This is a genomic window from Labrenzia sp. THAF82 (assembly GCF_009363435.1).
GTDB classification, from domain to species: Bacteria; Pseudomonadota; Alphaproteobacteria; order Rhizobiales; family Stappiaceae; genus Roseibium; species Roseibium porphyridii.
In genome coordinates, this window is the sequence record NZ_CP045354.1 from 6376029 (window position 1) to 6395015 (window position 18987).

Annotated in this window: 21 protein-coding genes; 8 read left to right on the top strand and 13 right to left on the bottom strand. The window is 55.4% G+C overall.

Going from position 1 to position 18987, the window contains the following annotated elements; translation table 11 throughout:
• Window positions 1-92 precede the first annotated feature (92 nt).
• The 9 genes from FIV00_RS29375 to dnaK form a co-directional block, all read right to left on the bottom strand.
• The gene (locus tag FIV00_RS29375; RefSeq protein WP_152504022.1) at window positions 93-650 is read right to left on the bottom strand and encodes a NifU family protein; all 558 of its coding nucleotides are present in this window, start codon (window positions 648-650) and stop codon (window positions 93-95) included.
• Window positions 651-860: 210 nt separating this feature from the next.
• Window positions 861-1355 carry a universal stress protein gene (locus tag FIV00_RS29380; protein ID WP_152504023.1) on the bottom strand — a complete coding sequence of 165 codons (495 nt, stop codon included), beginning with the start codon at window positions 1353-1355 and terminating at the stop codon, window positions 861-863.
• 81 nt (window positions 1356-1436) lie between these two features.
• On the bottom strand, window positions 1437-2741 hold the full coding sequence (hslU, locus tag FIV00_RS29385; protein ID WP_152504024.1) for an ATP-dependent protease ATPase subunit HslU: 1305 nt from the start codon (window positions 2739-2741) through the stop codon (window positions 1437-1439).
• A 3-nt stretch (window positions 2742-2744) separates the two neighbouring features.
• Window positions 2745-3263: a GNAT family N-acetyltransferase gene (locus FIV00_RS29390; RefSeq protein ID WP_152504025.1), complete on the bottom strand. Its 519-nt coding sequence runs from the start codon at window positions 3261-3263 to the stop codon at window positions 2745-2747.
• Window positions 3264-3269: 6 nt separating this feature from the next.
• Entirely contained in the window at window positions 3270-3830 is a 561-nt protein-coding gene (hslV, locus tag FIV00_RS29395) for an ATP-dependent protease subunit HslV (RefSeq protein WP_152504026.1), read from the bottom strand.
• Window positions 3831-3932: 102 nt separating this feature from the next.
• Window positions 3933-4508: an NADPH-dependent FMN reductase gene (locus FIV00_RS29400; protein WP_152504027.1), complete on the bottom strand. Its 576-nt coding sequence runs from the start codon at window positions 4506-4508 to the stop codon at window positions 3933-3935.
• Window positions 4509-4604: 96 nt separating this feature from the next.
• Entirely contained in the window at window positions 4605-5267 is a 663-nt protein-coding gene (locus FIV00_RS29405; protein ID WP_152504028.1) for a class I SAM-dependent methyltransferase, read from the bottom strand.
• A gap of 111 nt (window positions 5268-5378) precedes the next feature.
• Window positions 5379-6506, bottom strand: a complete 1128-nt coding sequence (gene dnaJ, locus FIV00_RS29410; protein ID WP_152504029.1) for a molecular chaperone DnaJ — start codon at window positions 6504-6506, stop codon at window positions 5379-5381.
• Window positions 6507-6726: 220 nt separating this feature from the next.
• On the bottom strand, window positions 6727-8649 hold the full coding sequence (gene dnaK / locus FIV00_RS29415; protein WP_152504030.1) for a molecular chaperone DnaK: 1923 nt from the start codon (window positions 8647-8649) through the stop codon (window positions 6727-6729).
• Window positions 8650-8952: 303 nt separating this feature from the next.
• Here dnaK and FIV00_RS29420 point away from each other — a divergent pair, with 303 nt between their 5' ends.
• A complete protein-coding gene (locus FIV00_RS29420) occupies window positions 8953-9780 on the top strand; it encodes a hypothetical protein (protein WP_152504031.1) in 828 nt (275 codons plus the stop codon).
• Between the two features lie 21 nt (window positions 9781-9801).
• Complete coding sequence (locus FIV00_RS29425) at window positions 9802-10425, top strand: alpha-ketoglutarate-dependent dioxygenase AlkB (RefSeq protein WP_152504032.1); 624 nt, start codon at window positions 9802-9804, stop codon at window positions 10423-10425.
• A gap of 21 nt (window positions 10426-10446) precedes the next feature.
• Here FIV00_RS29425 and FIV00_RS29430 read toward each other — a convergent pair whose 3' ends face one another.
• The gene (locus FIV00_RS29430) at window positions 10447-10887 is read right to left on the bottom strand and encodes an MAPEG family protein (protein ID WP_152504033.1); all 441 of its coding nucleotides are present in this window, start codon (window positions 10885-10887) and stop codon (window positions 10447-10449) included.
• 114 nt (window positions 10888-11001) lie between these two features.
• On the opposite strand from FIV00_RS29430, the gene FIV00_RS29435 reads away from it, so the two are divergent.
• Window positions 11002-11598, top strand: a complete 597-nt coding sequence (locus FIV00_RS29435) for a TetR/AcrR family transcriptional regulator (RefSeq protein ID WP_152504034.1) — start codon at window positions 11002-11004, stop codon at window positions 11596-11598.
• A 3-nt stretch (window positions 11599-11601) separates the two neighbouring features.
• On the opposite strand, the gene FIV00_RS29440 is transcribed toward FIV00_RS29435, so the two are convergent.
• Entirely contained in the window at window positions 11602-12072 is a 471-nt protein-coding gene (locus FIV00_RS29440) for an OsmC family protein (protein ID WP_152504035.1), read from the bottom strand.
• Window positions 12073-12157: 85 nt separating this feature from the next.
• Between FIV00_RS29440 and FIV00_RS29445 the strand changes: the two genes are divergently transcribed.
• The gene (locus FIV00_RS29445; RefSeq protein WP_152504036.1) at window positions 12158-12793 is read left to right on the top strand and encodes a GntR family transcriptional regulator; all 636 of its coding nucleotides are present in this window, start codon (window positions 12158-12160) and stop codon (window positions 12791-12793) included.
• Between the two features lie 69 nt (window positions 12794-12862).
• On the opposite strand, the gene ubiB is transcribed toward FIV00_RS29445, so the two are convergent.
• Both ubiB and ubiE read right to left on the bottom strand, forming a co-directional pair.
• The gene (gene ubiB, locus FIV00_RS29450; RefSeq protein WP_152504037.1) at window positions 12863-14443 is read right to left on the bottom strand and encodes a 2-polyprenylphenol 6-hydroxylase; all 1581 of its coding nucleotides are present in this window, start codon (window positions 14441-14443) and stop codon (window positions 12863-12865) included.
• Between the two features lie 3 nt (window positions 14444-14446).
• Complete coding sequence (gene ubiE / locus FIV00_RS29455; protein WP_209007122.1) at window positions 14447-15196, bottom strand: bifunctional demethylmenaquinone methyltransferase/2-methoxy-6-polyprenyl-1,4-benzoquinol methylase UbiE; 750 nt, start codon at window positions 15194-15196, stop codon at window positions 14447-14449.
• A gap of 312 nt (window positions 15197-15508) precedes the next feature.
• Here ubiE and mutM point away from each other — a divergent pair, with 312 nt between their 5' ends.
• The 4 genes from mutM to FIV00_RS29475 all read left to right on the top strand — a co-directional run bounded on the left by mutM (window position 15509) and on the right by FIV00_RS29475 (window position 18834).
• Window positions 15509-16402 carry a bifunctional DNA-formamidopyrimidine glycosylase/DNA-(apurinic or apyrimidinic site) lyase gene (gene mutM / locus FIV00_RS29460; RefSeq protein WP_152504038.1) on the top strand — a complete coding sequence of 298 codons (894 nt, stop codon included), beginning with the start codon at window positions 15509-15511 and terminating at the stop codon, window positions 16400-16402.
• A gap of 129 nt (window positions 16403-16531) precedes the next feature.
• On the top strand, window positions 16532-17305 hold the full coding sequence (locus FIV00_RS29465; protein ID WP_152504039.1) for an enoyl-CoA hydratase: 774 nt from the start codon (window positions 16532-16534) through the stop codon (window positions 17303-17305).
• Window positions 17306-17481: 176 nt separating this feature from the next.
• Window positions 17482-17748 (top strand): 30S ribosomal protein S20, encoded by a 267-nt coding sequence (gene rpsT, locus FIV00_RS29470; protein ID WP_152504040.1) that lies wholly within the window; start codon window positions 17482-17484, stop codon window positions 17746-17748.
• Between the two features lie 645 nt (window positions 17749-18393).
• On the top strand, window positions 18394-18834 hold the full coding sequence (locus FIV00_RS29475; RefSeq protein ID WP_152504041.1) for a rhodanese-like domain-containing protein: 441 nt from the start codon (window positions 18394-18396) through the stop codon (window positions 18832-18834).
• Window positions 18835-18987 lie beyond the last annotated feature (153 nt).

The following is an 18987-nucleotide window of genomic DNA, read 5'->3' on the forward strand; positions in this document are numbered from 1 at the left end:
ATGGGGGGCTTGCGTTCCACAAAGAAAGCGAGTCGGAAATAAAAACGGCCCGGCGATAAGGCCGGGCCGTTGAAATCGAAAGAGAATTTCGTTCAGATCGGTCGAACTTCCTCAACCTCGGGAACAAAGTGGCGCAGCAGATTTTGGATACCGTGCTGTAATGTTGCCGTTGAAGAAGGGCAGCCGGCGCACGCGCCGCGCATGGAAAGATAGACAATTCCTTCCTTGAATCCCTTGAAGGTGATGTCTCCACCATCCTGAGCAACGGCCGGACGAACGCGCGTTTCAAGGAGTTCCTTGATCGTTTTGACAGTGTCTGTGTCACCTTCTTCGAAGAATTCACCTTCTTCGGTGTCTTCTGCCTGGCCGGCCGTCATGACCGGTTGGCCCGACATGAATTGTTCCATGATGACACCAAGGATCGCCGGCTTCATGTGCTGCCAGTCGGTTTGGTCCTTTGTCACCGTGACGAAGTCGTGACCGAAGAAGACAGCCACAACACCGGGAACATCAAAAAGTTTTTCCGCCAGAGGCGAAGCGCCCGCATCTGCCCTTGAGCGGAAGTCATATGTGCCCTCTGGCAAAACGACCTTGCCCGGCAGGAATTTCAACGTGGCCGGATTGGGGGTAGCTTCCGTTTGAATGAACATGATCGTCGTCCTTGCGTTTCTGAAACGCGCCCGAATTAAGCGGGTGTCCTGCGCCTCTCCATATCGCAAAACACCGATGAGTTCTTTTAGACCATATCGTAGCAGTTTGGAACCGTTAAAAACTAGATAGGGACTCGAACGCCGCGGTCAAGCAGACGTCCTGAGGGAGCTGCTGTTTCCAGGCATAAAATCCGCCCAGCGCTCTAAGCCTCAAGCCAGGGCAGAAATGGAATCGTCGTCCAGGTTCCCCGGCACTATGGTAACCGGAATGGGAAAGGTTCCCGCTGACTTTCCTGCAATCGATGACACAAGCGGGCCCGGACCTTCCGACCCTGTGCTGGCAGCCAAAACCAGGATCGCGATATCGGCGTCGGCTTCAATCAGCTCCAAGATTTCTTCAGCCTTTGCCCCTTCCCGAACAACGGTTTCAGGTTCGGTACGTGCGACTGACCGAACACGCCCAGCGGCTTTGGCAAGGGTGGCTTCCGCTTCTTCCTGAGCTTCCGCGCGCATAATGTCTTCCACGCCGAGCCAGTGCTGAAAATCACCCGGTGCAATGATGTAGACCAGAGTGACCACGCCCCCAGTGCGTGCCGCACGTTTGGCTGCATAAACGATTGCCCGATCACTTTCGGGCGTTTCGTCGACCACGACCAGAAATTTCCGGCGGTGGCCTTCCTCGTTGCTTTTGCGAATAGCTACCATGCGCGCATGCTGCCATTGCTCTGCGCGCATCGCAAGCGGCGAAATCGCCGCTTGCCTGAACCGGCTTTTCTTCCAACCGGCTTAGAGAATGAACTTCGACAGATCCACGTTCTTGGCGAGATCACCTATGTTTTCATTCACAAACTCGGCAGAGATCTCAACTTCCTCGCCCGATTTGTCGGGAGCCGTGAAGGAGATTTCGTCCAGGATCCGTTCCATTACAGTCTGCAATCGACGCGCGCCGATGTTTTCAACCGAGGCATTCAGATCTACAGCGACTGACGCGATTTCCTCGATTGCGTCTTCGGTGAAGGAAAGCTTGACGTTTTCCGTTTCCATCAGCGCAACATACTGTTTGATCAGACTTGCTTCAGGTTCTGTCAGAATCGCCCGGAAATCTTCCTTGTTGAGTGCACGCAATTCCACCCGGATTGGCAGACGCCCCTGCAGTTCGGGCAGGAGGTCCGACGGTTTGGCCACATGGAACGCGCCTGATGCGATGAACAGAATATGGTCGGTCTTAACGGGGCCGTGTTTGGTAGACACCACAGTGCCTTCAATCAACGGCAACAGGTCTCGCTGAACGCCTTCGCGAGACACGTCGCCACCCGCCCTGCCTTCGCGCGCACAAATCTTGTCGATCTCGTCAAGGAAGACGATACCGGAATTCTCAACCAGCGAGATCGCCTCTTCGACCACTTTGTCTTCATCGAGGAGCTTGTCAGACTCCTCGTTGATCAGAAGATCGTAAGATTCACGAACCGTGGTCCGCTTCTTCTTGGTCTGGCCACCAAAGGCCTTGCCCAGAAGGTCTGACACATTCATGACGCCAACGCTTGCGCCGGGCATGCCCGGAAGATCGAAACTAGGCATCTGTGCCTGTGCACGGACCTCGACTTCGATTTCCTTGTCGTCCATATCGCCGTTGCGCAGTTTTGTGCGGAAACTGTCGCGCGTTGCCGGGCTTGCATTGGCTCCGACGAGTGCGTCCAGCACCCGCTCTTCGGCAAGTACGTGGGCTTTCGCCTTCACTGACTCCCGCTTTTGATCGCGTATCAGCGTGATACCGGCCTCAACCAGATCGCGGACAATCTGCTCGACATCCCGGCCGACATAGCCAACTTCGGTGAATTTTGTCGCCTCCACCTTGGTGAATGGCGCATTGGCAAGTTTTGCCAGCCGGCGGGAGATTTCGGTCTTGCCAACTCCGGTCGGCCCGATCATGAGGATGTTCTTTGGCAGAACCTCCTCGCGCATCTGCCCTTCAAGTTGCTGACGGCGCCAGCGATTGCGCAGCGCAATCGCCACTGCCCGCTTTGCGTCCTTTTGGCCGACAATATATCGGTCGAGTTCTGAAACAATCTCGCGTGGAGAAAAATCGGTCATCGTTTACGACACACCTTCTTCATTATTGTGTTCCATGAGCAAGCAATCGTCGGTGCGGCCGAGAAGATCCTCGATCTCCCGAAACCCAGCCTTTCGGTAGGCGTTGACGGCCCTCAGATTTGCAGGATCCGGATCAATGATGATCCGGTCGTACCCTTCCCGGCGCAGCTTCTCAACAAATGCACTCAAAACTCGGGTTCCTATGCCCTTTGACAGATCCGCTGCACTGGCGATTGACAAGTCCACGCCAACCGCTTCGTCAGGCAGCAACTCCAGCCAGGGATAGTCTTCAACCCATTCGGTATTCTTCTGATCCTTGATAAACCAGACCTGGATATAACCCGTCTCTTTGCCGTCGATCTGGAAAAAATAGGGACGCGTTGTGTCCTGGCCAGTCAGCATTTCCCTGACGTATCCCAGCTCTTCAGTCGGATCGCCCCACCATTCCCGCCAATGCGGCCTTGCCATCCAGTCCGACAGCAGGGGCAAATCTTCCATTGTCACCGGGCGAAACGAAATCATCGAAAATCACTCGACGGTGTCCAGAGATTCCACGGTTACACTGGCATTTGTGTAGACGCAGATTTCAGCCGCCACCGCCATTGCCTTGCGGGCAATGGTTTCTGCGTCGAAATCCGTATCTGCCAGTGCACGACCGGCAGCCAGTGCGTAGTTGCCTCCGGAGCCGATGCCCATGACACCGCCTTCAGGCTCAAGAACGTCACCGGTTCCGGTCAGCACCAGCGACACATTTTTGTCGGCAACCAGCATCATCGCCTCAAGCCGGCGCAGGTAACGGTCGGTCCGCCAATCCTTGGCCAGCTCGACGCAAGCCCGCATGAGCTGCCCCGGATATTGCTCCAGCTTTGCTTCCAGGCGTTCAAACAATGTGAATGCGTCGGCTGTTGCACCTGCAAAACCGGCAATCACTTCACCCTTTGCTAGCGGCCGCACCTTGCGGGCAGTGTGCTTGATCACGGTCTGGCCAAGAGACACCTGTCCGTCGCCAGCTATGACAACCTTGCCGCCCTTGCGTACCATCATGATCGTCGTACCGTGCCATTGAGCAGGTTCGCGCGTTTCGCTCATCAAGTCCTCATAAGTCTCTTTTGTCTGCCGCCCTATGTAGGCGGCTAACACGGCATTTCCAAGCAATCATTGGGACAAGCAATAAAGGCACGGGTTTCAACCTCAGTGCGACATCTCGATCCTTGTTGCTCGCAAGAGGGCATCCACCAGCCGGTCGAGCTGACCGCTGATCCGGTCATCGGTGAGATCGCCCTTCTCGTCAAAAGCACCTGATGCACGGGGAATGGAGACCATCTGAGGCAACACCATTGCGCCCAGTCCGACCTCAAGGATCGTGCGCATGCCGATCAGGCCACGCATGCCGCCGAACCCGCCCGGTGAAGCTGCTCCGAGTGCAAAGACCTTGTTCTTATAGGCTTCACCCGGCTCCTTGACGCGGCTTATCCAGTCCAGAGTGTTTTTCAAAAGCGGTGTGATGCCGGCATTGTATTCGGGACACGACAGGAAAATACCGTCCTGACCATGGAACAAACGTTTGAGTTTAATGGCATTTTCGGGCACGCCGTCGCTTTCTTCCAGGTCACCGTCATAGACCGGCAAGGGATACTCCTTCAGCGACAAATGCGTGACTTCTGCGTCCAGAATGGCCAACTTCTTTGCCACCAGCGCCACGAGCTTGCCGTTCAGCGAAGCGCTCCGGGAAGAGCCGGAACATACGAGGATCTTTGGATTGCGCATCTAATATCTCCAGTTCACAGTCGACCATAAGACAACACCGCCAAAGGTGTTTGCCCGAATACGGTAACTAGAGCGTTGTGCACGAATTTTGGAGGCTTAGTGGCCTTTGCGGTAAACCCAGACCCGCGCTGGCGGCAGGTTTTTCCAAACCCAGTCCGAACTGAACACCGAAACGGCATGACTGTCCGGCTTGACGGGTGCTACGAGCCCATAGGAAAACTGAATAAAGGGCGCCCCAGGCTTGAGCATGTCGAGTGCATCTGCCAACAGAGCCTTTCGAACTGGCTCTGGCCTCGTCAGCAGCGGCAAGGATGAAACAATGCCGTCAAGCTTGCCCGACTTGTTGGAGCGGTCAGCGAAAAATCCGCCTTCACTTTCAAGGCTTTCGCGCAAGGCATAGGCATCACCTTGCAAGACAGTCAGACCTGGATATCTGAGGCTCAGGATCTCACAGAATTCAGGGCTGTATTCAACAAGGTTGAGATGATGGTTGGCAAACCCACGATCGATCAGCGCTTTGGTCACCGCGCCCGTACCAGGTCCAAGCTCGACGACGCGGCAATGGGGACGCGGTGTCAGGAATGAGGCCATCTTTGCAGCAAGATCGGGACCTGAGGGTGTAACAGCTCCAGTCCTCAACGGGTTCTGCGCCCAGGATCGTATGAACTTCATTTCGTCGAGCACTTTTGCCCGGACGGCATTGGCCTTGACGATCTTCTCCCGAAGGCGTTCCCCGCGAATCCCGCTACGCTTCAACATCTTACCTCACTTCCACCCAGAAATTGAATATAGGGGGACTTGTCAGAAGATGCTACGGCTGGGCGCACAAATTGCACAAACTCACGGATAATCTACAGGCGCCCCCGCCTATCAGGCACCGAGATTGTCTATGAAATCCTTCACCTTGGAGAAGAAACCAGCAGATTCAGGATGGTTCTCACCGGAGGATTCTTTCTCAAATTCCGCCAGAAGTTCCCTTTGCCTGCGTGTCAGGTTCGTCGGTGTCTCGACAGTTACCTGAATATACATGTCACCGTGTTGGCTGGTGCGCATGATCGGCATGCCCTTGCCGCGCAAGCGGAACTGCTTTCCTGTCTGCGTACCTTCCGGCACTTTTACCCGACTGGTCGCTCCAGAAACGGTCGGCACATCGAATTGTCCGCCAAGCGTCGCCGTGCTCATGGAAATGGGTACCCGGCAATAGAGGTCCGCGCCATCGCGCTGAAACAATTCGTGGGGGCGGATCGACAGAAAGATGTAAAGATCCCCTGCAGGACCACCGCGCACACCGGCTTCCCCTTCTCCGGCAAGCCGAATTCGGGTTCCGTCTTCGATGCCGGCGGGAATATTGACTGACAGCGTACGGTCCTGGGTCTTTCGTCCCGACCCGTTGCAGCTTTCGCAAGGATCGGTGATGACCTGTCCGCGCCCCTGACAGGTCGGGCAGGTACGCTCAAGGGTGAAAAAGCCCTGTGCCGCACGCACGCGTCCGGCCCCACCACAAGTGCGGCAGGTAGTCGGGCTGGTGCCCGGTTTTGCCCCGGAACCAGAACAGTCATCACAGGTGATGCTGGTCGGAACTTCGATCTCAACCGTCTTGCCGGAAAATGCGTCTTCCAGCGTAATGTCAAGATTGTAGCGCAGATCGGCGCCGCGCTCGCGGCCACCGGACCGACGCCCGCCACCCATGCCGAAAAATTCTTCGAAGATGTCGGACATGGTGGAGGAAAAATCTTGCGCACCCGCGCCGCCGCCGCCACCGAATCCGCCATTTTCGAACGCTGCATGCCCGAAGCGATCGTAGGCGGCCCGTTTCTGCCCGTCTTTCAAGGTGTCATAAGCTTCGTTGACTTCCTTGAACATGGCTTCGGCTTCGCCGTCGCCCGGATTGCGGTCCGGGTGATATTGCATTGCCATTTTGCGGTAAGCGCTTTTCAGCGCTTTATCATCCGCATCGCGTGAAACGCCCAGCACCTCGTAGAAATCACGTTTTGACATCAAGATCTCTCGGTCTTGTTGTTGCACCGTCGGCAGCCTGGACGGGTCCGGCGCCAGGAACGAGAGGGGCTCGTTATATGTTCAATTGATCCAGACAAAGCCCCACCCGCTTCTATTACGGCGAAAGCGCCGGGCTCATGTGCCCTTGTGATCAGGCAAGCAAGCGTCCGGCGCCAGACTTGAACAGCCAGCCGGGACACGGCTGGCTGTCGTTTTTCAGTTATGCAGACTTTTTGTCGTCTTCGTCTTTGACTTCCTCGAAGTCCGCATCGACAACATCGTCTTCCGCCTTGGCTTCGGCTTCTTCGCCGCCTTCGCCACCGGCTTCCGCATCGGCCTGTGCCGCCTGATACATGGCTTCGCCAAGTTTCATGGATGCTTCGGCCAGCGCCTGGGTTTTGGCCTTGATGTCTTCAAGGTCTTCACCCTCCAGCGAGGATTTTAGCTCTTCAAGTGCGGATTCGATTGCAGCCTTGTCGTCTTCGGAGACCTTGTCTCCGTAGTCTTTCAGCGACTTGTCAGTGGAATGAACCAGCGACTCGCCCTGGTTCCTGGCTTCAACCAGTTCCTTCCGCTTCTTGTCCTCATCCGCATGGGACTCAGCATCCTTGATCATCTGATCGATGTCATTGTCGCTAAGACCGCCAGAAGCCTGGATGCGGATCTGCTGTTCCTTGCCGGTACCTTTGTCCTTTGCCGAGACATTGACAATACCGTTGGCATCGATGTCGAAGGTGACTTCGATCTGCGGCACGCCACGCGGCGCCGGAGGAAGACCGACCAGGTCGAACTGACCGAGGACCTTGTTGTCCGCAGCCATTTCACGCTCGCCCTGGAAGACACGGATGGTCACAGCCGTCTGGTTGTCTTCGGCCGTGGAGAACACCTGGCTCTTCTTGGTCGGGATCGTCGTGTTGCGGTCGATCAGGCGTGTGAAGACACCACCGAGCGTCTCGATACCGAGCGACAGCGGAGTAACGTCCAGAAGGAGTACGTCCTTGACGTCACCCTGCAGGACACCGGCCTGAATCGCAGCACCCATAGCAACGACTTCGTCCGGATTAACACCCTTGTGCGATTCCTTGCCGAAGAAGGTGTTCACGGTTTCCTGGATCTTCGGCATGCGGGTCATGCCGCCGACGAGAACGACTTCGTCAATTTCACCAGCTGCCAGGCCTGCGTCTTTCAGAGCGGCCTTCATCGGGTTGATGGTGCGTTTGACCAGATCATCGACCAAAGACTCAAACTTGGCGCGAGTAAGCTTCAACGTCAGGTGCTTCGGACCGGATGCATCCGCCGTGATGAACGGCAGGTTGATTTCGGTCTGCGAAGAGGACGACAACTCGATCTTGGCTTTTTCCGCGGCTTCTTTCAGACGCTGTAGGGCCAGTTTGTCATTCTTCAGATCAATGCCCTGATCTTTCTTGAACTCAGCTGCGAGATAGTCGACCAGAACCATGTCGAAGTCTTCACCGCCCAGGAACGTATCGCCGTTCGTGGATTTCACTTCAAAGACGCCGTCGCCGATTTCCAGGATGGACACGTCGAACGTGCCGCCACCAAGGTCGTAAACAGCGATGGTTTTGCCGTCATTCTTGTCCAGGCCATAGGCCAGCGCAGCTGCGGTCGGCTCGTTGATGATACGCAGAACTTCCAGACCGGCAATCTTACCGGCATCTTTGGTTGCCTGACGCTGTGCATCGTTGAAGTACGCCGGAACGGTAATAACCGCCTGGGTCACAGTCTCGCCGAGGTAGCTCTCGGCCGTTTCCTTCATTTTCTGAAGGATGAAGGCGGAAACCTGGGACGGGGAGTATTTTTCGCCGTTTGCCTCAACCCATGCGTCGCCGTTGTCGGCCTTGACGATATCGAAGGGAACCAGTTTCTGGTCCTTGGCGACAGTCGGGTCATCGAACCGGCGCCCGATCAGGCGCTTGACCGCAAACAGCGTGTTCGTCGGATTGGTGACTGCCTGGCGTTTCGCCGGCTGACCGACAAGGCGTTCGCCATCGTCGGAAAATGCCACCATAGAAGGCGTGGTGCGTGCACCTTCTGCGTTTTCAATTACTTTGGGATCTTTACCGTCCATGACGGCGACGCACGAGTTCGTCGTGCCGAGGTCGATACCAATGACCTTTGCCATATCTGCCTCTCTTTCTAGCAAACCAGACAGACCCTAGAAGGCGTCGGTCCGGCTCCTCTCACTTGTAATCCGGGGCCAGCCCGGAGATCGCGCCGGAGCACATGCTCAGGATTTGGCGCGAAGCTTGATCGCTATATAGGTGGATGAAACTTTGCCTGCAAGACATCTGTTTGCTGGCAATCGTCAGTCATCACCGATATTTCTTGCCTGATCGTTACCAAGATCGGATTTCGGATTGTCGTAAAAGTCAATTTTACAGAAAATCACCATGCAGATGTGGCATTGCTCCAGGGGAATACATCCATGAAAGACGCCAATTTGTGGAACCGCATTGCGGCTTGCCATCCAGATGCCGTCGAGGCCGATTTTCCTTTTTCAAAACGACTGGCACGGGACAATGGTTGGTCCCATGGGTTTGCGCTGCGCGTTATAACCGAATATCAGCGCTTTGCTTATCTCAGCAGGCTGGGTTCAGGGATGGTTACGCCAAGCGACGAGGTCGACCAGGCATGGCACCTGCATTTGACTTATACAAAGCATTATTGGGGCCCCTTTAAGGATACACTTGGAGGCCCATTGCACCATATGCCGACCAAGGGCGGTGCAGATCAGAATGCGCTGTTTAACGACGCCTACGCCAAAACGCTGGCATATTACCGAAGCGAATTCGGAGAACCGCCTGCTGACATTTGGCCTCCAGCCTCCGTCAGGTTCGGGAAATCACCGCATTTCCAACGCCTAAATACACAAGATCACTGGATAATCGCCAAACCGAAATGGTCCAATAAGCTTCAGACCGTCTACGAGACCGTAAAAGCACTGCCTGGCGCCGTGCTTGGCGCAGGCGCCGCGCTCATCGCATTCCTGCTGGGAAGCAGCCTGGCCTTCGCTCATGGCTCTCCAGCTGGCGACACGCTGCTGGAACGGGTTCGAAACATGATCTGGCATTGGGCTACGGAACATACGATCGTTTTCGTTTTGTGTGTTGCCTTGGTTGGGTTTGTTCTCCTGGCGCTTTTCAAGAAGGCAACTGGTGGCAAGTCGTCGGGCTGCGGTTCAGGATGTACTGCAGGCGGCTCCAGTGGTTGCAGTTCTTCCGGTTGCGGCGGGTGCGGCGGGTGCGGCGACTGATACGAGCTCTTGAGCAAAAAAATGCAAAATACCTCTCTTGGCGGGCCGGACGGCCTTAAGTATTTGCCTGGGTACTTTGACCGCGCCGCTCAGGAATCGCTTCTGAGTGAGGTGCGGTCATGCGTTGCCGAGGCACCGCTTTTCCAACCGGTGATGCCACGAACCGGGAAAGCCTTTTCCGTAAAGATGAGCAACTGCGGCCCGCTTGGCTGGGTCTCCGACATCAACGGATACCGCTATCAGCAAGCGCATCCAGATACCGGAGTACCATGGCCCGGCATTCCTCTCGCCTTGCAAAAGCTCTGGCGGGAGATCGCTCCAACCGCCCAGCCACCACAGGCCTGCCTGATCAACTATTATGAACAGAGTGCCCGAATGGGTCTGCATCAGGACCGGGACGAGCAAACATTCGATGCCCCTGTCATTTCGGTCTCACTTGGCGATACAGCAACCTTCCGGGTTGGCGGTTTGTCCCGCAAGGACCCGACGAGATCCTTCCGCCTTCAGTCCGGCGATGTTGTTGTGCTGGGTGGAGAAGCCCGGCTCGCCTTTCACGGGATCGACCGGATATTGAGCGGAACATCAAGCCTTTTGAAGAACGGTGGCCGCATCAATCTGACCCTTCGGCGCGTCACCGCCATCTAAGCAGACCGCCGGCGGCCAACGTTAAAACAAGGCGATCAACGCCGCTACGACGATCACGATATTTGCCAGCAGGCAGACCACGAATGCAATCGTACGTGGCCCTCCGGCAACCCTGCCTACACCAGCATAGTAGACGCCCCAGAACAAAAGCCGCGCAGCCAGATAAACACCTGCAGCCACATTCACCAACAACGGTGACACCCCGGCTACGATTGCAATCAGGACGGCAGCCAGAAAGGCTGGAAAGCTCTCGGCAGAGTTCTGATAGGTTCGAACCGCGCGAAAGCTCAGTTTCGTATGGTCGAATTGCAGCGGCATGCCAGGGACCTGCTCCTCTTTGGCAAAGGCAAGCGGAGCGGTCAGGAAGTTCTGGATCAAGACGATCAAGGACAGTGCGGCGACTATTGTCAAACCGGGCCTATAGGCATTGAGGTACGGGGCAACTTCAAAGAGATTTTCCATTTTTCGATCCGAGTTCTTTCAAAAAGATCTGCCTTTCTTGCCCGCAATCAATTTATGTTAAAGAACATTTTTTGGTCCCTGATATTCTTTCCAGATCAGGTCCGGGAGACAAATTTGCCTTACGCCCCAGAACACAAAACCAAAACGCGCAAGCGCATCGTCGAGTGCGCACGTATCCTTTTTAACCGCCACGGCTTTTCAGAAGTCTCTATCGATACGGTTATGGCAGAAGCTGGTCTAACCCGGGGCGGTTTCTACAATCACTTCAAAAACAAGGATGAGCTCTATGCAGAGGCTGTGGCATCCTTCCTGAACGGCCGCGGAAAAACCTGGCGCGACGAGGCAGGTGTTGACCCGGTCAATGGCGGTCCGCAGACGGTTCGGGACATGATCGAAAGCTACCTTTCGACCAGACATCTCGGTGATCTGGAAGGTCAGTGTCCGATGATCGCTCTGCCATCCGACGTCGCACGGGCAACACCTGAAGTTCAGTCCGCGTATGAGGCCCTGCTGCGGGCAATGATCTGGCTGTTTGAAAACAATTTGCCCGAAGAGCCGACCAAAAGAGACAAGGCAATTGGGCTGGCGGCTTTGTGCGTCGGCGGCATGGTGTTGTCCCGGACCATAGACGACGACACTCTTGCGGAAGAGATCCGAAGCGTCTCGAAATCCCTTGCCCTGAAACAATTGGAAACCGGCGAACGCTCCTGATGTTCAAAGCTCCCGATATGTCGCCTCAAAGGTGACCGGAAACGCAACCGAACGGGCGATGTAGCAATAGTTGTGAATTTCGTGGTGAATTGCATCGGCTTTTGTAAGGTTCGTGCCTGCCGGGACCACAATGTTCGGTTTCAAAATTACCTGCAAAAACCGGCCTGCGCCATTTTTCTCCGTTTCACCAAGACCCAATGGGAAATCCTCATAGGCGCTCACTGCGATGCCAGCGGTGCTGGCCAGATGCAGATACCAGAGCATGTGACAACTCGAAAGCGCCGACAAAAGCAAATCCTCCGGGTTGTGGAGCGCCGGGTTTCCACCAAGCAACGGGTCGTTGGAACATTGCACGACAGACTTGCCCGGCGTTCTGATTTCCCAGGTTCTTTCATATCCACGATAGGTTTTTGTCCCGTCGCCCAGGTTCCCGGCCCAGACAATTTTCGATGTGTATTGGTGGTTGGTTGTCATCTCGATCTCCAAAATGTATACATTTATACATTCTTGAGTTTCAGATTTGTCAAGTCCATGATGACGCCGGTCGAAGGAAGGGTTCATGTCCGCTGAGCAGATTGCCGCCACGTTGGAAACTGAAATTGTCGAAGGCCGTTTCCGACCGGGCGAAGAACTCAAACAGGGTGAAATCGCGAAACGATTTGCGATCAGCCGGATCCCGGTCAGGGACGCCCTCCAACTCTTGGCATCTCGTGGGATGATCAGCCTCGTCCCCAATCGGCGCGCACGCGTCATCAGTCTGGAACCGGCTGAAATATCCGAAATTTACGACCTGAGAGTGCTGTTGGAAACGGACTGCCTGCACCACGCCATCAAACAGATGACGGAAAACGATCTGGGTGCGATTGAAGTTGCTTACGCACACTCCTCGATCGATGCGGGCACAGACCGTTGGGCTAGCGGCGACTGGGCCTTTCACCAAAGTCTCTATTTACCTGCACGCAGGCCGCGACAATTGAAGTTGATTGAAGAGCTTCGACGGACATGCTGCATTCATATTGCCGGGTATGGTGTCTTGCCGGCGCAAACCAGGGACTGGCTCGAAGATCACAAAGACATCTTGTCGGCAGTGCGCAATCGCAACACGGCCGACGCACAGGACATCCTGAAACGGCATATCATGGACGCCTGCGCAACGCTGTTGTCTGCCTGGCCCACCGAAAACACTGGTTCCTAGCCGCAAACGAACCCAGTTACACAGCAGCTCATGTCTTACCGGTTGGGCGGTAATTCGCTGCCAAAGCGGTCAGAGCGCCTGATAAGTCAAAAGCAGCGCGCAGACTGCAATAACCCAAAGAGCAAGTCGGCCGGATCGCGTGTGCCTTGCTTCTGCCTTGCCGATGGCTTCCGCGGTTGCATCATCGAACCGAAGACCGCTGTTGGTCATTTTTTCAAGTTCAGCCGACATGCGACCGATGCGGTCGGCAAACAACGGCATGTCGTTTGCGACCCGGGCGAGTGCCGACAATGCGTCGCCTGCGTCCCGGAACTTTCCGACCGGGCCAAGATTTTCAGTTATCCAGCTGCCGACAACCGGTTCGGCCGTTCGCCACATATCGAGATTGGGGTTCAGGGACCTGGCAACACCCTCGACAACGACCATCGTTTTTTGCAGCATGATCAATTGGGTCTGGGTGCGCATTTCAAACAGTTCGGTCACTTCAAAAAGCTGAGTCAGAAGTCGGGCCATGGATATCTCGCTGGCATCGTGACCATGGATCGGCTCCCCAATCGCACGGATCGCCTGCGCAAACATGTCGACGTCCTGATGGGCCGGCACATACCCGGCCTCAAAGTGCACTTCCGCAACGCGCTTGTAGTTTCGCGTGATGAACCCGAACAGGATCTCGGCCAGAAAACGGCGTTCACGTTTGTTGAGCCGGCCAGTGATGCCGAAATCGACCGCGACAAGCGTGCCGTCAGGTTCGACGAATAGATTGCCCTGGTGCATGTCCGCGTGAAAAAAGCCATCTCGCAGCGTGTGCCGAAGAAAGCTCTGAATGACGGATGCACCTAGAGCTTCCAGATCATGGCCATCTTCACGAAGACCATCAACATCGGACATTTTCCGGCCATCGATCCATTCAAGGGTCAAAACACCCTTGGATGTGTGAAGCCATTCCACGCCTGGCACCCGAAAGCCCGGGTCTTCCGCAATGTTTTCTGCCATTTCGGAAAGCGCGGCAGCCTCGAGCCTGAAATCCATTTCCATGGCGACGGATTGAGCGAGCGTATCGACCACGGCAACCGGACGAAGTCGACGCGACGGCGGATGGAACCGTTCCGCAAGACGGGCAACAAGGTAATAGCTTTCCAGATCTCTTTGAAATCTTCGGGATACACCCGGACGCAACACTTTGACGGCGACCTTACGATCCACCCCGTCCTTGTCCCTTATGACGGCCGGATGCACCTGAGCAATGGATGCTGCTGCAACGGCTTCGCCAAATTCGACAAAGATTTCGTCGACCGGGCGGTCGAGCTGTTCGGAAACTGCCCGCCGCGCTGCCTCATGTTCAAACGCCGGCAGCCGATCCTGCAGTGCAGACAATTCACGCGCGGCATCTTTGCCAACGACATCGGCCCGCGTTGCCAGGAACTGACCAAGCTTCACATAAGAAGGACCCAAGCGATTAAGAGCGTCTGAAAGGCGCAGATCTGCACTTTTGTCTTTGACCGCGCGGCGTTCCAAAAGACGGGCAATCGCGATCCCGAAACGCGGCCCCGCTGGAAGGTCAGGCAGATTGACGAGGCTGAACACGCCTTCGCGCGCCATCACGAAACCGGCCCGCATCAGGCGGAAAAGGGACATAACCGGAAATGCCATCAATCAGAATTTCCAACCAGAATGCAGCGCGGCGATACCGCCGGAATAATTGCGATAGGTGACCCGTTCAAATCCTACTTCCCGAACCATCTCCGCGAAGCGCTCCTGGCTGGGAAATTTGCGAATGGATTCCACCAGATACTGATAGGGATCGCCGTCACCCGTCACCCACTTTCCCATGACTGGGATCGCATTGAAGGAAAAGGTGTCATAGACCTTGTCCAGCAGGGGCACATCGACTTCGGAAAACTCCAGGCAAAGAAAACGGCCTCCGCGCTTCAAAACACGCCGGGCCTCCCGCAATGCTTTCGGGATGTCCGGGACATTTCGGATGCCGAAGGCAATCGTATATGCATCGAAACTCTTGTCAGGGAATGGCAGGTCTTCTGCGTTTCCCTGGCTAAAGGTGATCAATTTGGACAATCCGGCTTTCGCCGCTCTGTCGCGACCGACACCGAGCATGGATTCATTGATATCGCAAACCACGGCGGAAACCGTTTCGTTCGACCGATTGACAACACGGGTTGCTATATCACCGGTGCCACCGGCAACATCCAGAAGCTTCCAGCCTGACTTGTCCGCCCTTGGCGGTGCAAGGAACGAGACCATCGCATCCTTCCAGACCCGGTGCATCCCGCCGGACATCATGTCGTTCATCAGGTCGTAACGGTCAGCAACCTTGTGAAAAACATCGTCCACAAGCGCCTGTTTGCTTCCCTCGGCCACCTTTGTGAAACCGAAACTGGTCGGCATGTCCTCCGGAGTCCGGTCCGAAGCTCCGCTGCGTGCCTGTTGCGTCATGAATGCGTCTCCAAGATCAATCAGTTCAGCCTCAGCCCACCGGTTGATCACCGTTCCTGTTCTTGAACAGATCAGCCCACCTTTTCGCGAGCTGCCGTTGTTCTGGCGGATCACAAATCCATTTAAGGTCTTCAAAGTGCGCCGGAACATAGTACAAGCACCGCCCGAGCGCTATCTTTGCCGGCCGTGGACGCCATATGCCGCAGGCCGGTGTGAGAATGTCAGACCTCTTAGCGCGCAACCGAAGCGGAGACCAGTCTTCAGATGCCTGAATTGCCGGAAGTTGAAACCGTCAAACGCGGCCTGTCGCCCGCATTCGAAGGAGCCACGCTGCGCAAGGTCGAGCAAAACCGGCCTGATCTTCGTTTTCCGTTTCCGGAAGACTTCGTTGGTCGGCTGACTGGGAAACGGGTCACCGCCCTGTCCCGCAGATCCAAATACCTGCTTGCGGATATCACCAGCGGGGATGTTCTGGTCATGCATCTTGGCATGTCAGGGTCTTTCCGCATTGAAGCCGACTATGAGGACAGTGCTCCCGGTAAATTTGCACATGCCCGCAGCAAGGACACCAAGCACGATCATGTGGTCTTTCACCTTGAAACAGCCACAGGAGATCCCGCGCGCATTATATATAATGATCCGCGGCGCTTTGGCTTCATGGACCTTGTGCCACGAGCCAGGCTATCTGCGCATCCGCTTTTCAAGGATCTTGGACTGGAACCTTTGGGCAATGAACTGAGTGCGGAAACGCTTGCCGGTCTATTCCAAGGTCGAAAATCGCCTCTAAAAGCCGCCTTGCTGAATCAGAAGCTGATTGCAGGTCTTGGCAATATATATGTGTGTGAAGCACTTTGGCGCAGTGGTCTGAGCCCGGAACGCTCTGCCGGGAGCATTGTGACGAAATCAGGTAAGCCGACAAAAAAGGCGGTCGCCCTAGCAGCCAACATCCGGGAAACACTCGAAGACGCAATCAAGGCCGGCGGGTCATCCTTGCGAGACCACACACAAACCGATGGTACGCTTGGCTATTTTCAGCATTCCTTCGCTGTCTATGGCCGCGAAAACGAAAACTGCCGGACACCGGGCTGCAGCGGCACGGTAGCACGACTGGTGCAATCAAACCGCTCTACCTTTTATTGCCCGCAATGCCAAACCTGACAGTCCGGCCTCTATCCCTTCAGCCAAACTTGCCAGACACGCCTCGTGTCGGTTAGGCATGGCCGGTAAGTTTGACATATCCGAGGGGCCGTCCATGACGGCAACCTCCGGTCTTGGGAGCGCATTATTATGGGATACGAGAACATCCGCGTTGAAAAGCGCGGCAAAGTAGGCCTGATCACTCTGGACCGGCCGGAAGCCCTGAATGCGCTCAATTCAGCGCTGGTCGCAGAGCTTTGCACGGCCCTTGACAGTTTCGATGAAGACGAGCGCATCGGCTGCGTTGTCGTCACGGGTTCGGAAAAGGCTTTTGCAGCCGGTGCCGACATCAAGGAAATGCAGCCTCACAATTTCTCATCCGCCTACCAGACCGATCTGATCACGCCATTTGATCGCGTCTCGCGGAACCGCAAACCGATCATCGCAGCCGTCGCCGGATATGCGCTGGGCGGGGGCTGCGAACTGGCCATGCTCTGCGATTTCATCATCGCGGCCGACACCGCAAAATTCGGCCAGCCGGAAATCACCCTCGGCGTCATCCCCGGAGCAGGGGGTACGCAGCGTCTGACGCGGTTCGTTGGCAAGTCAAAAGCCATGGAGATGGTCTTGACCGGTCGCATGATGGATGCCGAAGAAGCTGAGCGGAGCGGCCTTGTCAGCCGGATCGTTCCCGCCGACGACCTTCTGGAGGAAGCTCTGAAGGCCGCCGAGAAAATTGCCGACTTCTCGCTCCCCGTCGTGATGATGGCAAAGGAAAGCGTCGACCGGGCGTATGAAACAACACTTTCAGAAGGCGTGCGGTTCGAGCGGCGGGTCTTCCAAGCCCTTTTCGCGCTGGAGGACCAGAACGAGGGCATGAGCGCCTTTGCGGAGAAACGGTCACCGCAATTCAGGAACAAATAATCTTCCGCGTATCAACGACAAAGCCGTTGACGACAAGCCCAAGCGCCATTATAAGCAGCGCCCAATCGGTGGCGGACTTCCGCCGCCGTTGTTTTTTGATCGGGTCTTACCGGCTTTGACGCCTTGGTCCGATCGCCACCGGACCCTAGTCCCCATTACCGATCAGGATTGAGCCCATGGCCAACACACCATCGGCCAAGAAGGCGGCCCGCAAGATTGCCCGCCGGACGGCCACCAACAAAGACCGCAGAAGCCGCGTTCGCACGTACCTGCGTAAGGTTGAAGAAGCAATCGCTTCTGGCGACCAGAGCGCAGCAAACGACGCTTTCAAGGCAGCCCAGCCGGAAATCATGCGCGCAGCGTCCAAAGGCGTGATGCATGCAAACACTGCGTCTAGGAAAGTTTCCCGCCTCAACGCCCGCATCAAGGCACTTGGCGCCTAATTTTTCCGTGAAATCAACGTTCAAAAGACCCGGCCACAGTGCCGGGTTTTTTTTAGCCATGCAATTTTGTGGATGACAGAAATAGGCCCGCTCCAGCTTCACAACCTTCAAAAATGCGCCACATCAGAGTGTCAAAAAATATTTATATTTTTCAATATCTTATGGGTATGTAGGATCTAAGCGGCGGGATCAAACCGGATTCGATACGAGTCAAGGTATCTGTTCCGAAATTTTTTTTGAAATCGCTGTTTTTCATTTGTGGCAAGACCGCTCAGAGCAAAAAGTCATTGCGGTAAAAAGCATTTGTTCCTTTGCACACAGGGAACGGAAATTCGGTAACGCAGGGGCAGAAACCGGCATCTGCCAAGAAACGTATTAACACGCTGTTGCCCCACAAGGCCCTGTCTGTATATTAACAACACGGCTGGCGGCAAAGACCGGCGATTAACCTAAAACTGGTGCTTGGAAAAACAATGTATAAGTCAAACAGAAATATAGCTGAGCACATGTCACATTGGCCGAGTAGCGAATACATTAACGTGTTCAGTCTTAACGGCGCTTAGCGATAGTTCGACTAATACTCCTTCCGAAAATACTAATAAGCAAATTATAACCGATAGCGCAAAGCTATCGAAGGGGGCGTCTGTGCAACTTGAGGGTGGTTACGCAGGAAATTTCAGCGCGCAGGAGGCTTTTCAGCAGCTCTCCGAACAACAGGACGCTGTTCTTGTTGACGTGCGCACACAAGCGGAATGGGCGTTTGTCGGCATCCCCGATTTGCGCCCTATCGGCAAAGAACCTGTGTTAGCGGAATGGCAAAGTTTTCCGTCGAGCGGACCAAATCCGGATTTCGCATCGACGGTTTCAAATCAGCTGGTCAAAAAAGGACTTGACCAAAGCGCTCCGATCTATTTTCTGTGCCGCTCCGGCGCACGGAGCCAAGCAGCTGCAATCGCGCTGACCCAAGCCGGTTATACGCACTGCTACAATATCTCTGATGGATTTGAGGGGCCGCTGGACGCAGATCGTCACCGCGGCACACAGGCCGGCTGGAAAGCTGCCGGCTTGCCTTGGATTCAGAATTAGCTTCCCGCATTCAAGACGGGGCGGCGGCTGGAGTATATCCACTGCCAAACGAATAACCGTCCCAAAAGGGACATCATAATGCTGCAAAAGCAGCAAGGCGTCGAAGAATGGCTGTGGCGGACCGTTCTTCACAAAGTACAGGAGGCAGATGAC